This is a genomic window from Winogradskyella sp. (assembly GCF_013213975.1).
Classification (GTDB): Bacteria; Bacteroidota; Bacteroidia; order Flavobacteriales; family Flavobacteriaceae; genus Winogradskyella.
Genome location: NZ_JABSST010000006.1, coordinates 25,400 through 50,518, shown reverse-complemented (window position 1 = coordinate 50,518; position 25,119 = coordinate 25,400). Strand labels below are relative to the sequence as shown.

The 25,119-nt window shown below is 34.0% G+C and carries 22 protein-coding genes; 19 read left to right on the top strand and 3 right to left on the bottom strand.

Going from position 1 to position 25,119, the window contains the following annotated elements; all coding sequences use genetic code 11:
* Nucleotides 1–50: 50 nt before the first annotated feature.
* From HRU49_RS01380 to HRU49_RS01335, 10 genes are all read left to right on the top strand, one after another.
* Nucleotides 51–1,232 (top strand): alpha/beta hydrolase-fold protein, encoded by a 1,182-nt coding sequence (locus tag HRU49_RS01380; protein WP_296353391.1) that lies wholly within the window; start codon nt 51–53, stop codon nt 1,230–1,232.
* Entirely contained in the window at nt 1,219–1,371 is a 153-nt protein-coding gene (locus tag HRU49_RS01375) for a hypothetical protein (protein WP_296353389.1), read from the top strand. Before HRU49_RS01380 ends, HRU49_RS01375 begins: the two co-directional genes overlap by 14 nt.
* A gap of 59 nt (nt 1,372–1,430) precedes the next feature.
* Nucleotides 1,431–2,789, top strand: a complete 1,359-nt coding sequence (gene radA / locus HRU49_RS01370) for a DNA repair protein RadA (RefSeq protein WP_296353387.1) — start codon at nt 1,431–1,433, stop codon at nt 2,787–2,789.
* Nucleotides 2,790–3,013: 224 nt separating this feature from the next.
* The gene (locus tag HRU49_RS01365; protein ID WP_296353385.1) at nt 3,014–3,799 is read left to right on the top strand and encodes a T9SS type A sorting domain-containing protein; all 786 of its coding nucleotides are present in this window, start codon (nt 3,014–3,016) and stop codon (nt 3,797–3,799) included.
* Nucleotides 3,800–4,730: 931 nt separating this feature from the next.
* A complete protein-coding gene (gene ileS / locus HRU49_RS01360) occupies nt 4,731–8,135 on the top strand; it encodes an isoleucine--tRNA ligase (protein WP_296353383.1) in 3,405 nt (1,134 codons plus the stop codon).
* 5 nt (nt 8,136–8,140) lie between these two features.
* The gene (locus HRU49_RS01355) at nt 8,141–8,524 is read left to right on the top strand and encodes a TraR/DksA C4-type zinc finger protein (RefSeq protein ID WP_296353381.1); all 384 of its coding nucleotides are present in this window, start codon (nt 8,141–8,143) and stop codon (nt 8,522–8,524) included.
* 3 nt (nt 8,525–8,527) lie between these two features.
* Nucleotides 8,528–9,184: a hypothetical protein gene (locus HRU49_RS01350; protein ID WP_296353379.1), complete on the top strand. Its 657-nt coding sequence runs from the start codon at nt 8,528–8,530 to the stop codon at nt 9,182–9,184.
* A gap of 27 nt (nt 9,185–9,211) precedes the next feature.
* On the top strand, nt 9,212–9,868 hold the full coding sequence (locus tag HRU49_RS01345; protein ID WP_296353377.1) for a lipoprotein signal peptidase: 657 nt from the start codon (nt 9,212–9,214) through the stop codon (nt 9,866–9,868).
* Between the two features lie 199 nt (nt 9,869–10,067).
* Nucleotides 10,068–10,349 (top strand): hypothetical protein, encoded by a 282-nt coding sequence (locus tag HRU49_RS01340; protein ID WP_296353375.1) that lies wholly within the window; start codon nt 10,068–10,070, stop codon nt 10,347–10,349.
* A 76-nt stretch (nt 10,350–10,425) separates the two neighbouring features.
* Nucleotides 10,426–10,695 carry a hypothetical protein gene (locus tag HRU49_RS01335; RefSeq protein WP_296353373.1) on the top strand — a complete coding sequence of 90 codons (270 nt, stop codon included), beginning with the start codon at nt 10,426–10,428 and terminating at the stop codon, nt 10,693–10,695.
* Here the strand turns inward: HRU49_RS01335 and HRU49_RS01330 are convergent.
* The 3 genes from HRU49_RS01330 to rimK are packed head-to-tail and all read right to left on the bottom strand — an operon-like array spanning nt 10,690 to nt 13,100.
* The gene (locus HRU49_RS01330; RefSeq protein WP_296353371.1) at nt 10,690–11,256 is read right to left on the bottom strand and encodes a 5-formyltetrahydrofolate cyclo-ligase; all 567 of its coding nucleotides are present in this window, start codon (nt 11,254–11,256) and stop codon (nt 10,690–10,692) included. The two genes, HRU49_RS01335 and HRU49_RS01330, sit on opposite strands and share 6 nt — an antisense overlap.
* Nucleotides 11,256–12,221, bottom strand: coding sequence for a succinylglutamate desuccinylase/aspartoacylase family protein (locus HRU49_RS01325; protein WP_296353369.1), 966 nt, complete (start codon nt 12,219–12,221; stop codon nt 11,256–11,258). Before HRU49_RS01325 ends, HRU49_RS01330 begins: the two co-directional genes overlap by 1 nt.
* A 3-nt stretch (nt 12,222–12,224) precedes the next feature.
* Nucleotides 12,225–13,100 (bottom strand): 30S ribosomal protein S6--L-glutamate ligase, encoded by an 876-nt coding sequence (rimK, locus tag HRU49_RS01320; protein ID WP_296353365.1) that lies wholly within the window; start codon nt 13,098–13,100, stop codon nt 12,225–12,227.
* A gap of 90 nt (nt 13,101–13,190) precedes the next feature.
* Between rimK and uvrC the strand changes: the two genes are divergently transcribed.
* From uvrC to pgi, 9 genes are all read left to right on the top strand, one after another.
* The gene (uvrC, locus tag HRU49_RS01315; protein WP_296353363.1) at nt 13,191–14,984 is read left to right on the top strand and encodes an excinuclease ABC subunit UvrC; all 1,794 of its coding nucleotides are present in this window, start codon (nt 13,191–13,193) and stop codon (nt 14,982–14,984) included.
* Nucleotides 14,985–15,042: 58 nt separating this feature from the next.
* Nucleotides 15,043–17,226 (top strand): patatin-like phospholipase family protein, encoded by a 2,184-nt coding sequence (locus tag HRU49_RS01310; protein WP_296353361.1) that lies wholly within the window; start codon nt 15,043–15,045, stop codon nt 17,224–17,226.
* 172 nt (nt 17,227–17,398) lie between these two features.
* Nucleotides 17,399–18,556, top strand: coding sequence for a homogentisate 1,2-dioxygenase (locus tag HRU49_RS01305; RefSeq protein ID WP_296353358.1), 1,158 nt, complete (start codon nt 17,399–17,401; stop codon nt 18,554–18,556).
* Nucleotides 18,557–18,559: 3 nt separating this feature from the next.
* Nucleotides 18,560–19,045 (top strand): CCC motif membrane protein, encoded by a 486-nt coding sequence (locus HRU49_RS01300; RefSeq protein ID WP_296353356.1) that lies wholly within the window; start codon nt 18,560–18,562, stop codon nt 19,043–19,045.
* 14 nt (nt 19,046–19,059) lie between these two features.
* Nucleotides 19,060–20,220 (top strand): 4-hydroxyphenylpyruvate dioxygenase, encoded by a 1,161-nt coding sequence (gene hppD, locus HRU49_RS01295; RefSeq protein ID WP_296353353.1) that lies wholly within the window; start codon nt 19,060–19,062, stop codon nt 20,218–20,220.
* Between the two features lie 167 nt (nt 20,221–20,387).
* Nucleotides 20,388–21,182: a DUF3108 domain-containing protein gene (locus tag HRU49_RS01290; protein WP_296353350.1), complete on the top strand. Its 795-nt coding sequence runs from the start codon at nt 20,388–20,390 to the stop codon at nt 21,180–21,182.
* A gap of 3 nt (nt 21,183–21,185) precedes the next feature.
* The gene (locus HRU49_RS01285; RefSeq protein WP_296353347.1) at nt 21,186–22,118 is read left to right on the top strand and encodes a tryptophan 2,3-dioxygenase family protein; all 933 of its coding nucleotides are present in this window, start codon (nt 21,186–21,188) and stop codon (nt 22,116–22,118) included.
* Between the two features lie 12 nt (nt 22,119–22,130).
* On the top strand, nt 22,131–23,447 hold the full coding sequence (locus HRU49_RS01280; protein WP_296353345.1) for a peptidoglycan DD-metalloendopeptidase family protein: 1,317 nt from the start codon (nt 22,131–22,133) through the stop codon (nt 23,445–23,447).
* Nucleotides 23,447–25,093 carry a glucose-6-phosphate isomerase gene (gene pgi, locus HRU49_RS01275; protein ID WP_296353343.1) on the top strand — a complete coding sequence of 549 codons (1,647 nt, stop codon included), beginning with the start codon at nt 23,447–23,449 and terminating at the stop codon, nt 25,091–25,093. Before HRU49_RS01280 ends, pgi begins: the two co-directional genes overlap by 1 nt.
* The last annotated feature ends 26 nt before the right edge of the window (nt 25,094–25,119 follow it).

The following is a 25,119-nucleotide window of genomic DNA, read 5'->3' as shown; positions in this document are numbered from 1 at the left end:
TTGGCGATATTTTAGTAAGTTTGGTAACCCAAAGTTAAACCTACTTACACATGAAAAAGACTATTCTTATAGTTTTAACGTGCTTTTTTAGTTTGTCGATGCTCGCTCAGATTAGTTATGACGAATTTAATTCTTCAAAATTAAAAGCAGTCAGACAACTAAAAATAAAATTACCTAAAAACTACGATCCTTCTTCCGACGTAAAATACCCGTTAATTATAGTTTTTGATGGGGACTACTTATTTGAGCCAATTTCTGGTCAAGTAGATTTTCAGACCTATTTTGATGATATGCCGAGCTCAATTATTGTTGGGGTAGTTCAAGGGCGCGAGCGTCGGCGTGATGGATATTGTGATGAAGTAACGGGATTACCCAAAGATTCGGGTTTGCGTTTTCACGATTTCGTAGCTGAAGAACTAATTCCATATTTAGATGAGAGATATAATACTAGCAAGTTTAGAGTAGCAGTTGGACATGATCTAATGGGTAATTTTATTAATGCTTTTTTATTTAAAGACGATCCACTTTTTAATGCCTATGTCTGTATAAGTCCGGATTTATCGGGAACAGTTAGAGATTTCCTTGGTAAGAGGCTTAAAGTTTTTAAGGATCATATATTCTATTATATGGCAACTTCAGATAAGGATTTACCATATATAAGAGACGCAGTATTAAATGTCAATACTCAAATTTCAAAAGTTCAAAATCAGTATCTAACTTACTATTTTGATGATTTTAAAAATGACACACATTATACCTTAGTAAATGGTGCAATAGCAAAATCATTTGATAAAATTTTTGAATTATATAAACCACTTCGTGAAAAAGAATTAGAAGAAAAGGTACTTCCATATGAAGGTACATTAGATAAGTATCTTGTTGAGCGGTATGATCGTATAGAAGATTTATTTGGAATAAAAAAGCCTATTGCTGAGGAAGAATTTGAAAAGGTAGTAAAGATTGCAGAGCAAAGAAATGATCTAGAATCTATTGAGATGATTGGGAAACTCGCAAAAAAATTAAATCCTGAATCATTGCTAGGAACCTATTATCTAGCGCAATATTCGGAGAAGGTAGGTAAAATAAAAAAGGCAAAAAAGTTATACGAGTCTGCATTATCACTTAATGATGTGCGTCATATAAATAGAGATTTTATATTTTCTAAAATAGATGAACTCACTGTCGTAGATACCGACGAAGAAGAAGAGGAGGAGGAAAATGAAGAGAACTAAGAGACTTACCTTGTCAACAGACTATTTTTTTGAAGCTTTATTTAAAAAATTCAGAGCTTTCTTTACTGCGCATATGCCTTCTAAGTTGGCCGTTGCAAAACTAATTGCTATAGCACATTGGTTTAAAGATATCAACTAAAAATATCTTAATTTAGCGATTCTGAATAAATAGATTTTGTGTAAAATCTAAGTCGCAGTATGCCTAAAGTAAAAACAACTTTTTTTTGTCAAAATTGTGGAAGTCAATATTCCAAGTGGCAAGGACAATGTACGTCTTGTAAAGAATGGAATACCATTGTTGAGGAGGTTGTTCAGAAGTTGGAAAAGCAAACTTGGCACCAACAAGAATCTAAATTAAAACGTATTTCCAAGCCTTTAAAATTAAGTGAAATAGATACAGCGCAAGAAGCAAGATTAGATATGTTTGATGCTGAGTTTAATCGCGTGCTAGGTGGTGGTATGGTTAAGGGTTCACTCACGCTATTGGGTGGTGAACCAGGGATCGGTAAAAGCACCCTCCTGTTGCAGATAGCACTTAAGCTAAAATATAAAACGCTATATATTTCTGGCGAGGAAAGTCAAAAACAGATTAAAATGCGTGCTGAGCGCATCGACCCTGAAGATAATAACTGCTTTATACTTACAGAGACCAAAACTCAGAATATTTTTAAGCAAATACAGAATTTACAGCCGGATTTGGTAATTATTGACTCAATTCAAACCCTGCATAGTGACTACATAGAATCTTCTGCAGGAAGTATTTCACAAATTAAGGAGTGCACAACTGAGCTTATTAAATTTGCTAAAGAAAGTGCCACACCTGTACTATTGATAGGTCATATCACTAAAGATGGTCATATTGCTGGTCCAAAAATTTTAGAACACATGGTAGATACTGTGTTGCAATTTGAAGGAGACCGAAATCACGTGTTTAGAATTTTAAGAGCTCATAAAAATCGCTTTGGGTCCACCAATGAATTAGGAATTTATGAAATGCAAGGTTCTGGATTACGCGAAGTTAAGAATCCTTCTGAAGTTTTAATCTCAGAAAAGGATGGTGAACTTTCAGGTAATGCCATTGCTGCAACACTTGAGGGTTTAAGACCCTTAATGATTGAAGTTCAGGCTTTAGTTAGTTCTGCCGTTTATGGGACGCCACAGCGCTCTGCAACTGGATTTAATGCTAAGCGATTAAATATGTTATTGGCAATATTAGAAAAGCGCGCTGGTTTTAGACTTGGTGCTAAAGATGTTTTCTTAAATATTACAGGTGGAATATCTGTGGATGATCCTGCCATAGATTTGGCGGTGGTTGCAGCTATTTTATCCTCCAATGAGGATATTCCCTTACCTAATAATGTCTGTTTTGCTGCAGAGGTAGGATTGTCTGGTGAAATACGCCCTATTCAGCGTGTAGAGCAAAGAATTATGGAGGCCGAGAAGCTAGGGTTCTCTGCGATCTATATTTCCAAATACAGTAAAATAAGTACTAACAATTATAAAATTAAAATACATCTTATTTCTAAAGTTGATGATCTAGTTAATAAATTGATATAGAATCACGCTAAATACACCTGTTAATTCTTATAAAAAAATACTCTTTATCGATAAAAAAACGCATTTCAACGAATAAAAGTGGCTGTTTGTAGATTCCTTGTTACTATTGTGAGTGATTTATTTATAGGTCATTAAATTCCTTCCTCAGATATAATTTAATCCATTCGAATAAGATTCTGTTTTAGTACGTAGTATTAGTTATTTAACCAATTAAACCTAAATCTATGAAAACACTACTACTTAAAAAGAAATACGTTCTGTTATTTATTGTGTTTATTTTTTGTGCATCTATTTCAAATGTACAAGGGCAATCAAACAATAGTAACGAACCAATACAAAGTTTCACTTTGGAATTTACAAATGTCAATGGTCCAGCGGTTAACCGAATTTTAGATCTTAGCTTTAGCCCCAATACATCGGAAAATTATGATGAAGGTTTTGATACTAAAAATGCGTCCTTAATGCAGGATGATTTAAATTTATTTTTAAATGGAGAATATTTTACCTCTCAAGCTTACAGTTCAATAACTGAGGATAAAATTATTGATCTTGTATTTCAAGCGTCTGGTAGTTATGATTATTCCATAGAGCTCGTTGGTATCGAAAACATGGGTAATCAAAATGTGGAACTACGCGATAATTTATTAGATACTACATTTAATCTTAGAAGCGATGATGCTTACATTTTCCCTTCGGATTCTGGTTACTTTCCAGGTAGGTTTCAGTTAACATTTAAAACAACCTTATCTAATTTAGATCTAGATAATAATGCATTAGACATTAAATATGTAAATAATTCTAAATCCATTGTCGTAAACAACCCTTATAATCAACTCTTAAAAAAAATCGAAGTCTTTGCAGTTACCGGCCAGACTGTATTTGTAAGTAATGCTCTTAATGACAAAGATATTATGAGATATGACCTATCAAACTTATGCAGTGGTATTTATATTATTAAAGTTGAAGGGGAAAACAATAATCTAATTGTAAAAAAAATTATCATTAATTAAACTGAAGTGATATAATTAAATTTCGATGCTTACACTATTTAAAGAGTCGTCTGTACTTACCATCTTAAGTATTTATTAAGAGCTAAAAGTATCTTAAATTAAAAGGTCAATTCTATGTAAAATTAGGATTGACCTTTTTACTAATATAGATTTATTAATATTATGGTTAACCTAAACTTTGAAATTTTATATTCAAAATGCCATATTACTAAAGAGGTACATTCTGTTTTACAAGGTTTGACGACTCCTAGAACGTTGAAACAATTTGAAACTTCAGTGTTACAAGCTATCGAAAGCGATAAAATGTTCTTTGTTATATCTAATTTACTAATAGCCAATTGTATTCTTAGAGACTGAAAAAGAAGGTGCTAAGTTTAGATACTTCTTTTACGTTTGTTGGATTATTTTCTTCATTTACCAAAGAAGAGCCTTCTTGTCTTTCTCGTTTAGCATTGGTAGATTTGGCAGCATACTAATTAAATTTTAAAGGCTTTTTAAAGCGCCTTGAGACTAAATTAGAAATCAGCCATATTTATAATAGAAGTCCATAAAGTATATTTATTCTATATGAAAATATGTTAATGGATCATCTACACCTCAAAAACAACGGCGCGTTATGAGATATTAAAAAAAATACACCTGACATACATGTTTTAGTTCCTTAATTTTAAATGGCTTCTTACCTAAATATTGCACCGGTCCGATGCGTAGGTTTAAATACAAATTGTAGATTAAAACTTATATTTTATCATATGTTAAGAGATATAAGGATTATTCATATTAATTTTCAAAAAGTTTAATTTACTAACAAAAGATTAGTTAATGGCCCTAGCAAAGAAAAGCAATCGATTCCGATTGCTTTTTTTTATGATATAAACCCTCTTTTGGCAAGAAATTCTTAATTTCGCGACTCCAAAAGAATTTTGATATCATGAGTACAAAGTTCCCTGAATATAAAGGACTTAACTTGCCAAAAGTTGCAGATGAAATTGGCAACTATTGGGAAGAAAAAAACATCTTTGAAAAGAGTGTTTCCACAAGAGAAGGAAAAGAACCTTATGTCTTTTTTGAGGGCCCTCCATCTGCAAACGGATTACCAGGGGTTCATCATGTACTAGCGCGAGCTATTAAAGATATTTTTCCACGTTACAAGACCATGAAAGGTTTTCAAGTGAAGCGTAAAGCTGGTTGGGATACGCATGGATTACCTGTAGAACTTGGAGTTGAGAAGGAACTCGGTATTACTAAAGAAGATATTGGTGTTAAAATAACTATAGAAGAGTATAACGAAGCTTGTAAAAAAGCGGTTATGCGGTACACAGATATCTGGAATGACCTGACTGAAAAAATGGGATATTGGGTCGACATGGATGACCCATACATCACATACAAGTCAAAATATATGGAATCTGTATGGTGGTTGCTTAAGCAGATTTATGATAAAGATTTGTTATACAAGGGCTACACCATTCAGCCATATTCGCCAAAGGCTGGTACAGGATTAAGTTCTCATGAGTTAAATCAACCAGGAACATATCAAGATGTTACAGATACCACAGTTGTTGCTCAGTTTAAAGCAGATGTAGAAACCCTACCTGATTTCCTTCAAAATGAAGGTGATATTTATTTCTTGGCATGGACAACAACTCCATGGACGTTACCAAGTAATACGGCTTTAACTGTAGGGCCAAAAATAGATTATGTGCTCGTTGAAACCTATAACCAATATACATTCAAGCCAATGAATGTAGTTTTGGCTAAGAGCCTGGTAGGTAAACAGTTTGATGGAAAGTACAATAAAGTAGAATCTAAGTCAGAACTACTAGACTATCAGGACGGCGATAAGAAGATTCCATTTTATGTTGTCAAAGCGTTTAAAGGTGCAGACCTTGTTGGTATTACTTACGAACAGCTTTTAAACTATGCTTTACCAAACGATAATCCACAAGACGCCTTTAGAGTCATAGCCGGTGATTTTGTTACAACAGAAGACGGAACAGGTATCGTGCACACAGCTCCAACATTTGGTGCAGACGATGCCTTGGTTGCCAAGCAAGCGACACCAGAAATTCCTCCAATGTTAGTTAAAGATGACAATGGTAATTTAGTACCCTTAGTAGATTTGCAAGGTCGTTTTAGACCAGAGGTTGGTGAGTTTGCAGGAAAGTATGTTAAGAATGAATACTATGATGAAGGTCAAGCTCCAGAAAAATCTGTAGATGTAGAACTTGCTATAAAATTAAAGATAGAAAATAAGGCCTTCAAGGTAGAAAAGTATAAGCACAGTTATCCAAATTGTTGGAGAACTGACAAGCCAATCTTATACTACCCGCTAGACTCATGGTTTATTAAAGTTACTGATGTAAAAGGAAGAATGCATGAGTTAAATACCAGTATTAATTGGAAACCTAAGTCAACAGGCGAGGGTCGATTTGGTAATTGGTTGGCTAATGCAAATGACTGGAACTTGTCAAGATCTCGTTTTTGGGGAATTCCGCTTCCAATTTGGAGAACAGAAGATGGAAAAGAGCAATTGTGTATTGGATCTGTTGCTGAACTTAAAGATGAAATAGCGAAGGCGATCGAGGCCGGCGTAATGACCGAGGGTATCTTTGCTAATTTCGAAGTAGGCAATATGTCAGACGCCAATTACGAGACTATTGATCTTCATAAAAATGTAGTAGATAAGATAACTTTAGTTTCAGATTCTGGTCAGCCTATGAAGCGCGAAAGTGATTTAATAGATGTTTGGTTTGACTCTGGTTCTATGCCTTATGCACAATGGCATTATCCATTTGAAAACAAAGACTTAATTGATAAAAAAGAGGCGTTCCCAGCAGATTTTATTGCAGAAGGTGTTGACCAAACTCGAGGTTGGTTTTATACGCTTCACGCCATTGGAACTATGGTTTTTGATTCTGTAGCCTATAAAAATGTAGTGTCTAATGGTTTAGTGTTGGATAAAAATGGACAGAAAATGTCCAAACGTTTGGGTAATGCAGTTGATCCATTTGAAACTTTAGCTAATCACGGTGCAGATGCAACCCGTTGGTATATGATTAGTAATGCAAATCCATGGGATAATTTAAAGTTTGATATCGAAGGGGTAGAAGAGGTTAAACGTAAATTCTTTGGTACACTGTACAATACATATTCATTCTTTAGTTTATATACCAATTTAGATGGTTTTAAATATGAAGAATCTGATATTCCAATAGAAGAACGGCCAGAATTAGATCGTTGGATTTTATCCGAATTAAATACATTAATTCAAAAGGTTGATGACTATTATGCGGATTATGAACCAACCAAGGCCGCTCGAGCAATTTCTAGTTTCACCCAGGACTACCTGAGTAATTGGTATGTCCGCTTAAGTAGAAGACGTTTTTGGAAAGGAGATTATCAAGTTGATAAAATTTCTGCCTATCAGACCTTATATACCTGTATGGTAACCATTGCTAAACTCGGTGCTCCAATTGCTCCGTTTTTTATGGATCGTTTGTATTTAGATTTAAATAAGGTAACAAATAAAGAGTCTTTTGAAAGTGTTCATTTAGCGGATTTTCCAATAGCCGATAAATTAGCGATTGATAAGGTCTTAGAACGCAAAATGGAAAACGCTCAAACAATATCGTCTCTAGTTTTATCGTTGAGAGCTAAAGAGAAGATTAAAGTGCGTCAACCATTACAAAAGATTATGATACCGGTTGATAACCAATATCAAAAAGAAGAGATTCACGCGGTCTCTGCCTTAATTAAACATGAGGTAAATGTTAAAGAAATTGAGTTGTTAGAAGATGCTTCAGACATTTTAGTAAAACAAATTAAGCCAAATTTTAAGGTTTTAGGGCCACGTTTTGGGAGAGATATGAAACTGGTTTCTAGTGCAATACGTTCATTTTCGTCAGATGATATTAAAAAAATTGAACAAAACGGTAATCTAGAGGTAGAAATTAATGGAAAAAATGTTAATTTAGAACTGAGCGATGTTGAGATAACATCACAAGATATAGAAGGTTGGTTAGTTGCTAATGAAGGTGCATTAACGGTGGCTTTAGACGTAACCATAACAGACGATTTGCGAAAAGAAGGTATTGCACGTGAGCTTGTAAATAGAATTCAAAATTTACGCAAAGACTCAGGTTTTGAAGTTACTGATCGTATAGATGTTCAATTACAAAATGATGCCCTTGTAGTAGCTGCGATAGCATCGAATGAAGACTATATTAAATCAGAAACACTAACTGAAGAGTTAAAAATTATAGACACAATTAATAATGGTATAACGATTGCTTTTGATGATGTCAACACAAAATTATTTATTCAAAAACACTAATAGATATGTCAACAGATACTAAAAACAGATATTCGGATAAAGAACTTGAAGAATTTAGAGTTTTAATACAAGAAAAGATGGATAAAGCCGAACATGATTTAGAACTTATAAAAAGTGCTTATATGAACAACCATAATAATGGTACAGATGACACATCACCTACATTTAAAGCATTCGAAGAAGGTAGTGAGACAATGAGTAAAGAAGCAAATTCGGCATTGGCTATTCGTCAAGAGAAGTTTATCCGTGATTTAAAAAATGCAATGATTAGAATTGAAAATAAAACCTACGGCGTTTGTCGTGTAACAGGTAAATTAATCAATCCTGAACGTTTAAAGTTAGTGCCTCATGCTACATTAAGTATTGAAGCAAAGAATATGCAAAAATAATTTATGACCAAACGCATAAATATAAAGCCTTGGATTCTAAAATTCAAGGCTTTTTTATTGTACTGGTCTTTGAGCTTAACTCTGATTCAAGCTCAAAATTCGTTAACCAAAACTATAGCAGCTGATAGTATCAATACTATTGCTATTAATGGAAATCAAATATTTAATATAAGTGTCACAACAACCAAAAATAATCGCATTCTTGTTTCCTCGACACTCGACGGTGAATATCAAAATAAGTATCAAATAGCCTTGAAACATGACGGAAATCAGTTACTGCTAGGACTAGATTATGTTTCATTTGATGATATTCCAGATGATAAACGAAATGCACATAAAGTCATTGCTGCTACATTAAAAATTGAAATTCCTGAAGACTTAATGCTTAATATTAAAAGTGATGTAGGTTCTGTTAACTTAACTGGTCAATTCGAATCTATTTTTATTGAGCTTTTACAAGGCTATTGCAATGTAAATGCTAATTCGACATCAGCAACAATTAATACCATAGACGGTAACATAAAAGTGGCAACTAATAATGCTATTATTAATGCAAATTCAAAGCATGGAAATTCTAAAGCTGATCCCTTAGAGTCGTCAGAAAATGTTTGGAATCTACATTCCATTAATGGTGATATTACAGTTGTAAAACAAGAATAATCGGTTAATTTTGTTCAAATTAGGTTCATGTCCTTAAAGAAAGCTTCATTAATCATTCTAGTTATTTTGTTGATAGACCAAATCAGCAAAATTTATATTAAAACACATTTCTCTCTTAATGATGATCCTGTAAAAGTATTCTCATGGTTCGAAATCGCTTTTGTAGAGAATGATGGTATGGCATGGGGAGCTAAACTGAGTGATTTTTTTACATTTATTTCAGATAGTTCAGCCAAACTCATCTTAACCCTATTTAGAATTGTTGCCGTAACTGGTATCGGATTTTGGTTGTTTGACGTAACTAAAAAGCAGAAATCTAAAACGCTTGTATTTGCTATAGCCATTATTTTTGCTGGTGCGCTCGGGAATATCATAGATTCAGTCTTTTATGGAATCTTATTTGATTATAGTAATGGTCAAGTTGCTACGTTTTTACCTGAAGGAGGGGGTTATGCCGATGTCTTTTATGGCAATGTTGTAGATATGCTTCATTTTCCAATATGGAGTGGTGTACTGCCAGAGTGGATTCCTCTATTTGGTGGAGAATATTTTTCTTTTTTTGATCCTGTTTTTAATGTTGCAGATATGGCAATAAGTACTGGTATTGGTATGCTAATTGTTTTCAATAAACGCGCATTTGATGATTCAAACGAATTGCCCCAAAATAGTAACGATCAAGTATAAAGCTTATCTAATTATATCAGTCATTCTGAGTGTACTTTCCTGTTCTAAGGACAGCAGCAGTAATAATTTAGATAATGGTTATAGAATTAATGCTAATGCTATTGTAGTTGATAATTGCGATAAGTAGTTTGTAGGTGCAAATGCACTGCATTCCTTTGGTCTTGGCAGTAGTGATATGCCAACGTGGAATTTAAACATTGTGAGCGAATTTGTTGGCAATGTAACTGATAATCCTATTGATGGATTTCCTATACAAGATAGCAATGGTCAATTTTTACATTCCTTACAATTTATAGTAAACGATAATCGTAATAATGGATTGGTTTCCATTTTATGCCCTTTTGGATGGAACGGTCAAAATGAAACTTTATTTACAGGAAAACTCCCGACTGCAACAGAGTTCTGGGAGGCCTTCAAGTTAAGATTTGCAGAATGGTCAGAGTGCTTTAAAGATCAAGATGATGTATGGATAGAAGTTTAGAATGAGCCTTATCGCTTCGATCGTTCTGATGGTTATACAGATACATTATTGAGTAATACCATGATCAAACTTTATAATGTGGTTAGAAATACTGGAAATATTAATATCTAACAATCTTCCTGTGTTTTTTGGAGAGGTAGCTTCCGTCAACGCTGGTGTTCTTATGAATCCAGAACCTTTTCTAAATATTATTCATAATAATCAAATGTCCTATGCTGCTTGGCTTTGGAAGTTTGATGAAACTGATCAAGACGCTTTGTTAAGAACAGAAGGTCTTCCAAATGATGTAAATAATAATAATTGGGGAACTTTATTTAGATCTTTTGGATTTAGACCTCGTTTATAAGAATTGGAAAACCTTTTCTGGAGTAATACAATAATCCAATGCAATGTCACTTGGAGAAACTTCGAAATCTTCCTTGTTCGCTTTAAAAAACGACAATCCAATTTTAAGTGTTTCTGATTTGCATCGGGCTAAAAACCGGTCATAAAACCCTTTACCATAACCAATTCTATGGCCTAGCTTATCGAAGGCCAAAAGCGGAATAAAAACAACATCAATAACTTCTGAAGCAATCGGTATACCGTCAATAGGTTCAGGAATATTGTAAGCGTTTTTTTTGATTTTAGTACTATCGGTTAAAAGTACATGAGTCATTGAATAATCATCAAAATCGCTTCGAGAAATAACGATGTTTTTATCCTTGCCAGAAAGTATATTCAAGATATATTCGGTGTTAACTTCTTTTTGTTCTTCAATGGTTAAAAAAATATGATAGAACGATTTATCCCAAATGTTGAGTTTTAAAAGCTGATTGGCAATGGCTAAGCTTTTATCGTCTATTTCACCTTCTGAAAGTGATTTTCGAAGCGATTTATATTTCTTACGAAGTTCTGATTTAGACATTATTCAATACTAGTAGAAATATGAAAAATAGCATCACCTTGATAAATTATAGGTGATTCATTAACATTAAAAATATAGCCATCGTTAGGCGCTTTAACAAAGTGATTGAAACTGCCGTAGGGATCTGTTATGTGTCCTAAAACATCTCCCTTTTTAACATGAGTATTTACCAAAATATCAGACTTAAACATTCCAGAGTGATTTGCTCTAATCCATTTACTTTCAACAATTTTAATACCATGTTTTTTTGGTTTTGATGCCTTAAATTTTGTTCCTAACATTTCTAAATGATGCAGAACACGCTTCGTGCCATTGACACCAGTGTTGGTTACAGTTTTATCTATGTGAAATGATTTTCCGCCTTCAAAAAGAAGCATTGGAATACCTAGTTTGTAACAAGAATTTCTAAAGGATTTCTTTAGGTGTTTAGAATAGTAAACTACGGGAGCACCAAATACTTGAGCAAGTTCTTCGAGGATGATCTGGTTTTTTACAATTCTAATTTGAGCGGCATTAAATCGATCTGCTCCTCCAGTATGAAAATCTAATACTAAATCTGCATGAGGAACAATTTCTGTCATGAGTTTATGAGCTACTCTACTCGCTAATGCGCCATTTTTACCTCCTGGGAAAACACGATTTAAATCGCGTCCATCCGGAAACTCTCTATCCATATGTATAAAACCAAAAACGTTAATTACGGGAATGCAAATAATGGTTCCTTTTTTGGGTTTGTTAATACCTTTAGCAATAATCTGCCTAACAATTTCAACGCCATTAATTTCGTCCCCATGGATTCCGGCTGTAATTAAAACTGTTGGACCTGGCCTCTTAGAACGTTCAATAATTACAGGGACGTCTATTGTATTTTGAGTATGTAATTTTGCAACATTAAAACTCACTTTAGCACTTTCTCCTAGTGCCACTTTTTCACCTAGAATGTCTAGTACTTCTTTCTCACTCATGCTCTACTTTCTGTTGCGTTCTATAAATGTAATTATGGCTCTTGCTATGTTTTTTTGTGTGGCGTGTTCGATACCTTCTAATCCTGGAGTCGAATTAACTTCCATCATTAGTGGACCTCTTTCAGACTGTAACATGTCTACACCACAAACAGGAAGTTTAAGAGCCCGAGCCGCTTTTATTGCTAGTTTTAATTCATCTTCAGATAGTCGAATTAAATTTGCAGTTCCACCACGATGCAAGTTAGATCGAAATTCGCCTTCTCTACCTTGTCGTTTCATAGCTCCTATAACTTGGCCATCTACGATGAATGCCCTTAAATCTGCACCTTTGGCTTCTGCTATATACTCTTGAACCAGTGCTCGTGCCTGTAAGCCATTAAAAGCTTCAAGTACCGATTCAGCGGCATTCTTAGACTCTGCTAATACTACGCCTAATCCTTGTGTGCCCTCCAATAATTTGATAATAACAGGTGGACCACCTACATGATTTAAAACTTCTTCTACATCACGAGAATAATTCGTAAAAACAGTTTTAGGCATTCCTATACCGGCTTTAGATAATCTTTGAAAACTTCTTAGTTTATCTCGACTTCTAATAATAGCATCTGAGGTAACGGTTGTAAATACATTCATCATTTCAAATTGTCGCACTACTGCACAACCAAAAAAAGTCACAGATGCACCAATTCTGGGTATTATCGCATCGACATAGTCTAAATAACGATCTTTGTAATAAATAGTCGGTTTTTCCTGTTCAATTATAATATCACATTTAAGAGGATCTATAACTTCAATATCGTGCCCCCTGTTTTTACCCTCTTCTATGAGGCGTCTTGTAGAATATAAATTTTCGTTACGCGACAGTATAACAATGTTCATGATACAATTAGGAATGACTTTGTACTGGCAATATACTAAAAAAGGAATTCTGATTTTTAGAATCCTAGCTTTTAAACTACCTTTGATTTTATGCCCGAAACAAGCTTAGAAATACAGATAAAAACCCTACCAAATCAACCTGGTGTCTATCAGTATTTTGATTCTGGTGAGCGGTTAATTTATGTTGGGAAAGCAAAAAATATTAAAAAGCGTGTTAGTAGTTATTTTACCAAACATCACGAGTACGGGAAAACTAGAGTTTTAGTCAAAAATATTGCATCTATCAAGCATATAGTAGTTGAGACCGAAAATGATGCACTTCTGCTTGAGAATAATCTAATTAAAAAGTATCAACCTAAGTATAATGTTATGCTTAAGGATGATAAATCATATCCTTGGATATGCGTTAAAAATGAACCTTTCCCTAGGGTATTTTCAACACGACGTATTTATAAAGATGGCTCGGAATATTTTGGACCTTACACCAGTATGAAAACTGTAAAGACCTTGCTTGGTCTTATAAAAGGTTTGTATCAATTACGTACCTGCAATTACGATCTCTCTGAATCAAAAATTAATGCTGGAAAATATAAGGTTTGTCTTGAATATCATTTGGGTAATTGTAAAGGAGGATGTGAAGGAAAAGAAACCGAAGAAGAATACCATGACAATATAAAAGCCATTCGTGAAATTTTGAAGGGCAACTTTAAAGACTCTCTTCAACAGTTTAGAGCCCAGATGAAAGGCCATGCGGAAGCAATGGAATTTGAAGATGCTCAAAAAATAAAGGAGAAGCTTGATATACTTGAGAATTATCAATCAAAATCAACAATTGTTAATCCTAAGATTAGTAATGTTGATGTCTTTTCTATTGTTAGTGATGAAACCTACGCCTACATTAACTTTTTACAACTGAGTTATGGTTCAATAATACGATCCCATACCCTTGAAATTAAAAAGAAATTACAGGAATCAGACAAAACACTTCTTGAGATTGCGATTACGGAAATACGTCAACGGTTTAATTCAAACTCAAAGGAGATTTATGTGCCTTTTAAGGTGGATTTAGGCGAAGAGACAAAAGTTACAGTTCCTAAGCTCGGTGATAAAAAACGTATAGTGGATTTATCAAAACGAAATGCCATGTATTATCGCATGGATAAGTTGAAACAAATTAAAATTGTAGATCCAGATAGACATGCCAATCGTATCATGGCTCAAATGAAGGCAGATTTAAGACTTTCGGAAGAGCCAAGACATATTGAATGTTTTGATAACTCAAATATTCAAGGAACACATCCTGTTGCGGCATGTGTTGTATTTAAAAATGGTAAGCCGAGTAAAAAAGACTATCGTCATTTTAATATTAAAACTGTTAAAGGGCCAGATGATTTCGCCTCTATGGAAGAAGTGGTTCATCGTAGATATAAACGTTTATTAGAAGAAGATAAACCAATGCCTCAACTTATTATAATAGACGGCGGAAAGGGGCAATTATCTTCTGCATTAAAGAGTTTAGATGTCTTAGGTCTGAGAGGTAAAATTGCCATAATAGGGATTGCAAAACGTTTAGAAGAATTATTCTATCCAGATGACCCAATTCCATTATATTTAGACAAGAAAAGTGAAACTTTAAAAATCATTCAACAATTACGTAATGAAGCGCATCGTTTTGGTATAGAGCACCATAGAAATAGACGAAGTAAAAGTGCTTTAACAACAGAGTTAGAAAATATTCCTGGAGTTGGTGAGCAAACCATAATTGATTTGATGAAACAGTTTAAAACTGTTAAAAGAATTGCAAATGCCAAACTTGATGAATTAGAAGATGTTGTAGGGGTTTCAAGAGCAAATAAAGTTTATAATTACTATCATAAAGACTAAATTGAAACTTACCCAAACATACTCTGCATTTCTCGTTATCCTAGTTGTAATATTTTCATTGAATAATATAAAGGCCCAAGAACAAAAAGAACCTAAGGTGGGACTGGTTTTAAGTGGAGGAGGGGCAAAGGGCTTTGCTCATATAGGAGCATTAAAGGTCATTGATAGTTTAGGTATTAAGATTGATTATGTGGCGGGAACCAGCATGGGTGCTATAATAGGATCTTTATATGCAACCGGTTATTCGGGTAAGGAGTTAGAAGCGCTATTTAATACTGTTGATTTTAACGAATTAATAAATGATGAATTTCCGAGGTCCTCAAAACCATTTTACGAACGTGAAAATGCTGAAAAATATGCGGTTAGTCTTCCGTTTGATAATTTTAAAATAAACTTACCATCTGGATTATCACGTGGGCAAAACGTCTATAATTTGCTTTATCAATTGATGCTTCCTGTAAATGAAATCAGAGATTTTAAAGATTTACCAATTCCATTCTTTTGTATTGCTACAAATATAGAAACCGGTGAGTCTATTGTTATGGATAAAGGTAGGTTGGCTGAGGCAGTAACCGCTAGTGGGGCATTACCATCTTTGTTTCAACCTGTAACAATTGGTGATACCATTTTACTTGATGGCGGTGTAACTAATAATTTTCCGGTAGAAGAGCTCCGAGCAAAAGGGATGGATATAATTATCGGAGTTGATGTTCAAGATGTCTTAAAAGATAGAGCATCTCTTAAATCGGCACCTGAAATATTGGTACAGATTAATAACTTTAGGACGATTGAAGCCATGAAAACCAAGGCTTCTTTAACAGACATCTATATTAAACCAGATATAACCAATTTTTCGGTAGTATCCTTTGATGAAGGACGGGATATCATCGCCAATGGGGCTGATGCGGCACGAGCCAATTTGCAACAACTGCTTAAGGTGAAATCGCAACAAATTTCTCAGCCCAATGGACCATCAATTGAACTAACAGATAGCTTAAGAATTAATTCTATTAGTATTAACAGTAGCAACAAATATTCCAGATCCTATCTTTTAGGGAAGTTAAAGTTTAAGAATAACGCGAATATTAGCTATACTGACTTCAAAGAAGGGATTAATAATTTAATTGCGACAAACAATTTTGAGACATTCAGATATTATTTAGAGACTAACGATGATTCTAGCTATAATCTCAAAGGAGATTTAAGAGCGGCAGAGACTTCTACCTTTTTAAGGTTAGGCGTGCATTATGATGCATTATATAAAAGTGCTTTATTAGCCAATCTTACTAAGAGAGGATTATTATTTAAAAATGACATTGCCTCTTTAGATTTGATTTTGGGTGCTAATCCAAGGTATAATTTTGACTACTTTATAGACAAAGGATTTTACATTAGTATTGGAGTTAAGTCACGATTCAATCAGTTTAATAAAAATGTGAATGCGCTTTTAGTTTTAGAAGAAGACGATCCTTTATTATCTGGTTTAAATAAGGTAGATGTAGAACTCACCGATTTTACAAATCAGTTGTATTTACAAACCATTTTTAGAAAAGACTTTTCTCTAAAAGCTGGTGTTGAGCATAAACGATTAAAAGTGACTTCGGAAACTTTAATTGACCCAAATCAAGACGATGAATTTACGTTTGAGAATACCGATTATTTTAGTCTATTTGGGAATTTAGTTTTTGATAATTATGACAACAAATACTTCCCTAAAACTGGATTTTATTTTAATGGTGATTTTCATTTGTTCTTTAATGCTTACGGATATAACAGTAATTTTGATGAATTTTCTATTGCAAAAGCAGATTTAGGATACGCCTTTCGTTTGAGTAATAAAGTATCACTCAAAACCGAATCTAGTGGCGGATTTAAAATAGGGGATAATTCAACTACTACTTTAGACTTTGGATTGGGCGGTTACGCCTATAATTTCATCAATAATTTTCAATCATTTTACGGTTATGATTATTTAGCGTTATCCGGTGACAGTTTTGTAAAAGCAACATTCACCATGGATTATGAGATTTTCAAAAAGCATCATGTGCTTCTCGCTGCTAATTATGCTAATATAGACAATGGTCTTTTTGAAACAGGAGATTTTCTTTCTTCACCGAATTTTAGTGGTTATGCCATTGGTTATTCTTTAGAAACTTTTCTAGGACCCTTAGAGGCTAAGTATTCTTATTCACCAGAGACAGGAAAGAGTCAGTGGTTTTTTAATCTCGGGTTTTGGTTTTAAAGTAAAAATTCTCAACTTTGCTAAGGTATGAAACCATTCTGGGCAGATATTAAACTTCATTTACACTTCCTAATCAAAAGGAACCCAGAGTAATATTGCATTTTTTGTACCTTTAATCAGTAGAGTTTATGCGCTTTAGCGTGTAAAAAGATCAACTTTTAAAAATTAAAAAATGCCATTTTATCATAAACTTGGAAAAATTCCACCTAAACGCCATACGCAATTTAAAAAGCCAGACGGTACCTTTTATTATGAACAATTATTTGGTACAATTGGTTTTGATGGTATGTCTACAAATAGCTATCATGAGCAACGACCAACGCAGGTCAAAGAAATAAAAAGACAATACAGTGTTGCGCCAAAGGTTGCTAAACCCAATAATATGCAATCCTATAGGTTTCACGGTTTTAAGGTTAAGCCAGAAAACGATTATTTAGAGAGTAGAAAAATAGTATTAACTAATAGTGACTGTAATATTATCCTAGCAGCACCGCAATCCTCAACGGAGGACTACTTCTACAAAAACACGGATGCTGACGAACTTATTTTTATTCATAAAGGCACTGGTAAATTAAGAACGCATCTTGGTAATTTAGATTTTAAATACGGTGACTACTTGTTAGTTCCGCGCGGTATCATTTATAAGCTTGATTTTGATACAGATGATAATCGTTTGTTTATTGTAGAATCCTATCGTCCGATTTATACACCAAAGCGTTACCGCAATTGGTTTGGACAATTGTTAGAACATTCACCTTTTTGTGAGCGCGATCTAAGACAACCACAAGAGTTAGAGACTTATAATCAATCAGGTGAATTTTTAATTAAAATAAAGAAGCAAGACGAAATATTTGATATGGTCTATGCCTCTCATCCTTTTGATGTTGTTGGATATGATGGTTACAATTATCCTTATGCATTTTCAATTCATGATTTTGAACCCATAACAGGTCGTGTTCACCAACCACCACCAGTGCATCAAACTTTTGAAACGGATGCTTTTGTGGTATGCAGTTTTGTACCGCGTCTGTATGATTACCATCCTTTGGCAGTGCCAGCGCCGTATAATCACAGTAATATAGATAGTGATGAGGTATTATATTATGTGGATGGAGATTTTATGAGCAGAAACGATATTGATGCCGGACACATTTCATTACATCCAGCAGGTATTCCTCACGGACCACATCCAGGTGCAATGGAGCGAAGTATCGGTAAAGTTAAAACAGATGAATTGGCAGTAATGGTAGATACGTTTAAACCATTAAAAGTGACTGAAGAAGCACTCAAAATTGCAGACGACGATTATTTTAAATCTTGGTTAGAATAATAAATGAGGGATAATCATAATAAATTACCGGCAGATCCACTGTCTTTAGTCTTAGGGATTCTTGCCTTAGTTATAGGTTTGGCAGGCTGTTGTTGTTATGGCATTACAGCAATCGTTCCTCTAATTATCGCTATAGTTGGGTTAATTACAGCGAATAAAAGTTTAAAGCAATATCAATTACATCCAGATTTGTACTCCTACCAATCTCGAAGTAATGTTAATACAGCAAAAATTATAAATATCATTGCTATTGTTCTTAATAGTTTAATCTTATTATTTTCAATTGCAATAATTGCGTTTTACGGTACCCTATTATCATCTGGATTTTATGATGAAATTCTCAAAAACTCAGAATACTATGATGTGGACGAATACGAAGCAGAAACGGATACACTCAATTGGGATAAGAAAGTTTCTGAAATAGGAGTTAAACAAGATTCATTAAATATAGAATCAACTTTAGAACAAAAAGAGATAAACAATCAATAGAAAATAAAGAAATCATGTCAAAAGAAATTAAATCCGTTGATTACGGTTTAGAAAAAATATTTGAAGGAGCTCAAGATTTTTTGCCACTTCTAGGGACAGACTATGTAGAGTTTTATGTTGGTAATGCCAAGCAGGCTGCCCATTTCTACAAAACAGCGTTTGGTTTTCAATCTTATGCATATAAAGGTTTGGAAACGGGAAGTAAAGACACTGTTTCTTATGTTCTTAAACAGGATAAAATAAGATTAGTCTTAACAACACCATTAAATTCTAAACACCCTGTAAACGATCATATCGTAAAGCACGGAGATGGTGTAAAGGTTGTAGCTTTATGGGTAGAGGACGCCAGAAAATCGTATGACGAAACTACAAAACGGGGAGCGAGATCTTATATGGAGCCAATTGTAGAGACTGATGAATATGGCGAAGTTGTGCGTGCTGGAATATACACTTATGGCGAAACAGTACATATGTTTGTTGAGCGCAAAAATTACAATGGTGTTTTTATGCCGGGCTTTACAGAATGGAAAAGCGATTACAATCCTGAATCAGTTGGATTAAAATACATTGATCATATGGTTGGCAATGTAGGATGGGGAGAAATGAACACCTGGGTGAAATGGTATGAAGAGGTCATGGGATTTGTTAACTTTCTATCCTTCGACGATAAGCAAATTCATACGGAGTATTCAGCTCTTATGAGTAAGGTGATGAGTAATGGTAATGGAAGAATTAAATTTCCAATCAACGAACCTGCCGAAGGAAAAAAGCGTTCTCAAATTGAGGAATATTTAGACTTTTACGAAGGGCCTGGAGTACAGCACATTGCCGTTGCAACGGACGATATTGTCACAACTGTTTCTGCGCTTAGAGCAAGAGGAGTAGAGTTTTTATCTATTCCGCCAGAAGAATATTATCGAGCAGTTCCTGGAAGACTAGAAGAGTTTAGTCATGAGTTAAGAGAAGATATTGAAACGTTAAAGAGATTAGGAATAATGATTGATGCAGATGAAGAAGGGTATCTCTTGCAGATTTTTACTAAACCTGTTGAGGACCGACCTACCTTATTTTTTGAAATCATTCAACGTATGGGAGCTCGTGGTTTCGGGGCTGGAAATTTCAAAGCTCTTTTTGAATCTATCGAACGCGAACAAGCTAAAAGAGGCACTTTATAGAATGCCTATCATTTTTAATTTGAACCAATAAATCGAATATTTTTCGCTTGTGACTGTTATTTTTTGCTGAATATCAATTGTTTAGTAGTTTTGGAATAGTAATTGTATTTAAGATAATTGTAACATCAAAATTGAGTTACATTATTTAAATTTACAAAGCAATTATTATGAAATATATTCTTACCATATTAGTGTTTTTTATTGGAGTTAATGCACCAATGGCTAAAAAAGAATCTGCGTTTATGTCGGGTGAGTGGTTTAAGTTCAGAATGAGCTATAGTGGCTGGTTTAAAGCAGGCGAAGCAACCTTAAAAGTTGAAGAGAAAAGACTAGCTGGTAAACCAGTATTTCATGTTGTGGGAAAAGGAAAGACAACAGGTTTAGCAAATGCATTTTTTAGAGTAAGAGATCGCTATGAAAGTTATTTTGACAAAGAGACGGGCGTTCCTTATAAATTCATTAGAAAGATTGACGAAGGTGGTCATACAAAGGATATTGAGATAGAATTTGACCATCAAAAGCAACAAGCATTTGTCAACAATAAGAAACATAAAAAAATGAAGACCTTTTCTACTGAAAAGGATGTTCAGGATATGGTTTCAATGTATTACCATCTCAGGAATAGTATTAATGTGACTGCATTGGAAATTGGTGATGAAATAGAAACGAATATGTTTTTTGATGAAGAAAACTTTGGATTTAAATTAAAGTACCTTGGAAAGGAAACTATTAAAGTAGATGCTAACGGAACCAAAGTAAAAGTAAAATCATTAATGTTTAGACCGTATGTTATGGCCGGACGCGTATTTAAAGAAGAAGAAAGTTTAACACTTTGGGTTAGTGCGGATAAGAATAGAATCCCACTCAAAATCAAAGCAGATTTAGCAGTAGGTTCTTTAAGAGCAGATTTAGTTCAATTTAAAGGTTTAAAGCATTACTTTCCAATTGTATTTGATAATTAATTTATGTCAGACCAACCAGATTTCAGTCAAATTTTAGACGCTCTTCAAGAGAAGTACAATACTATAGACCAAAATACAGACGATCATTTATACGGCTTGTTGTATAGTAAGCCGATAACATATTGGGATTATATTCAAACAGACGCTTTATTAAATCTTCAAATTCAGCGTACTACACTTCCCGATGAGATGGTTTTTATTGCCTATCATCAAATCAATGAGCTCATTTTTAAAATGATTCTTTGGGAAATTTCTCAGGTTGCAGAAAAAAAAGATTTAGACGCCGCCTTTTTTGAGGGTAAAATTATGCGCATCAGTCGTTATTTTGATATGCTTACTACCTCTTTTAATATAATGCGAGAGGGAATGGAAGTGGAACAATACATGAAGTTTAGATATTCGCTTACACCAGCAAGTGGATTTCAAAGTGCGCAATACCGATTAATTGAATTTGCATCAACTGAATTAATTAATTTAATTGATTATAGATTTAGAAAAAATATAGATCGAAATACTCCATTTACACATGCCTTTGAACACCTGTATTGGCAGGCCGCAGGAAAAGATCATAAAACAGGCAAGAAATCCACACTTTTGGTTAATTTTGAAAAACGTTATAAGAATGAGTTTTTAAGATTCATGGAAACCTATAATACTAAAAACCTTTGGACACGTTTTAAAGAATTGCCAGAAGAAGATCAAAACGATAAAGATTTGATTAAGGCAATGCGACATTTTGATTATACGGTAAACGTTACTTGGGTAATGGCGCATTATAATACAGCAGTACACTATATTGAAAGTGGTATCGGTGATGGCGAAGCAACAGGTGGTAGTGATTGGAAAAAATATATGCATCCTAAGTACCAAAAACGTATTTTCTTTCCGGACTTATGGACAAAAGATGAACAAGATAATTGGGGAAATAATATATAATTAGCAGTATTAATGCACTTCAGAGGATTAGTAGCAACAATCATAATTGCAATATGCATTACGGCATGTAGAGATGATAACTCAAAAATTGAAACTAAAGCAGAAGACTTAGCAGCTCAAGTAGAAGAAAAGGTTATAGAATTCGGATTCGACCAGGAAGACTTTGAGTTTAAAAGAGATACCGTCAAAAAAGGGGATACCTTCGGAATAATTTTAGAACGAAATAACATTGGTTATCCCGAAATTTTTCAGATTGCTGAAAAGGCAAAAGATACCTTTGATATTGCAACAAAACTTCAGGTCGGTAAGCCATATACCTTATTATTTTCAAAAGACAATTTGAATGATAGTGTCCAAAAGCCCACGACCTTTATTTATCAGCAAAATTTAGAGGATTATGTCGTTATAGACTTTACAGATACTATTCAAGCCTACAAGAGTAAAAAGCCTGTAACATATATAGAAAAAACAGCAACTGGAATCATTGAGAACAATATTTCTTTGACTTTAGAGGAAAAAGGACTGAGTCAAGTACTAGCAAATAAATTGGCAGATGATATCTACGCTTGGACCATAGATTTTAGAAGACTTTTGCCTGGCGATCGTTTTAAGGTAATCTATACCGATAAGTATATAAACGATACCATATATGCTGGTGTTCATGATGTAAAAGCAGCTTATTTTGAGCATAATGGCGACTCCTTGTATGCGTTTAGATATCAAACCGATTCTTCAAAAAATATAGTGGATTATTTTAATGAAAATGCAAAAAATTTGCGTCGCGCATTTTTGAAAATGCCAATAAAATTTGGTCGATTATCTTCGAGATATAATCTAAAGCGACGAATTGCATTGTACGGTAATAGAGTTAGGCCTCATAAAGGTACTGATTTTGCTGCACCAGTGGGAACAGCAATTATGGCAACCGCTAGTGGAACAGTAATAGAGTCTACAAGACGAGGTGGCAATGGTAAGTATGTTAAGATAAGGCATAACGATACCTATACCACGCAGTATTTACATATGAGTAGACAAGCCGTGAAAAAAGGTGATTACGTAAAGCAGGGAGATATAATTGGTTATATTGGTATGACAGGCAATACAAGTGGTCCACATGTTTGTTATCGCTTCTGGAAAAACGGTAAGCAAGTCGATCCATTTAAACAAAAGCTGCCTGAAGCGAAGCCAATTTCAGATTCACTTAAGACTGGATATTTAGAATATATGACGCCTTTAAAAGAACGTTTAGACGCTATTTTCTTTTTGGAAGCAGCACCTAAAAATACTGAGAATACAATAACTGAAGATCAAATTACAGATATTCAATAATGGCATTAAAACCAACCAATCCAACAAGTACAGATTCTTGGAAAAAGCTGCAATCACACTTTGAGAATCTAAAGCTTCATCATTTAAAAGCACTTTTTAATTCTAATCCAAATCGCGCAAATGATCTAACCATACATTGGGACGATTTCTATGTGGATTATTCAAAAAATAGAATTACAAAGGAGACCATAGAATTACTTATTGATTTGGCTAATGAGTTGGATTTAGGTGATGCTATTTCAAAGTATTTCGAAGGTGATATCATTAATGAAACCGAAAAGCGCGCTGTATTACATACCGCTTTGAGAACTTCAAGCAATAATGAAGTTCTTGTTAATGGTGCTAATGTCATACCAGAAGTTCAAAATGTTAAGGCTCAGATTAAAGATTTCACAGATAAAGTTGTCAATGGAGAGCACAAGGGTTTTACAGGTAAAGCAATTAGAGATGTTGTAAACATTGGGATTGGAGGATCAGATTTGGGTCCGGCAATGGTTGTAGATGCACTAAAGTATTATAAAAATCATCTGAACACCTACTTTGTAAGTAATGTCGATGGAGATCATTATAATGAAATTATCAAAGGTTTGAATCCAGAAACTACATTATTTGTGATTGTTTCTAAAACCTTTACGACTCAAGAAACTTTATCAAATGCAAATTCAATTAAAGCATGGTTTTTAAATTCCTTACCACAAAAAGCAATTTCAAAACACTTTGTTGCCGTTTCTACTAATATTAAAAGTGTAAAAGCATTTGGAATAGATGCAAATAATATTTTCCCAATGAAGGACTGGGTTGGAGGGCGATTCTCTTTATGGAGTGCTGTTGGATTATCAATTAGTTTAGCACTCGGGTATGATCATTATGAGAGTCTGCTTCTTGGAGCAGGTAAAATGGATACACATTTTAGAGATTCTCAATTTGATAAAAATCTTCCCGTAATATCTGGATTATTAACCATTTGGTATAATAACTTTTTTAATGCCGAAAGTCAAGCTATTATTCCATACACACAATATTTGAACCAATTTGCAACCTATCTTCAGCAAGGTATAATGGAGAGCAATGGAAAAAGTGTAGACAGGTCAGGTAATAGAGTTAGCTATCAAACAGGAAATATAATTTGGGGAGAGCCAGGAACAAACTCGCAACATGCATTTTTTCAATTAATTCATCAAGGGACTAAATTAATTCCTGCAGATTTTATTGGTTTTGTGGAGTCACTTCATGGGAATAGGGACCATCATAACAAACTCATGTCTAATTATTTTGCACAGACTGAAGCTTTAATGAATGGAAAAACCAAGACAGAAGTATTGTCTGAGTTACAGTCACAGTTATTGAGTGATTCAGAAATCACAAAGCTATTGCCATTCAAGGTTTTCGAAGGTAATAAACCAACAACTTCAGTGCTTATTCAAAAATTAACGCCAGAAAGTTTAGGAAAACTAATCGCATTTTATGAGCATCAGATTTTTGTACAAGGTATCATTTGGAATATCTACAGTTACGATCAATTTGGTGTTGAATTGGGCAAACAATTAGCTAAATCTATCCTTAAAGAGTTAAACTGTACCGCATCTGAGTCAAGCCACGATACTTCTACTCAAAACTTAATAGAATTTTACAAGAAGAATTGTTAAAAACTGTTAAGAAGTTTTAATAACAT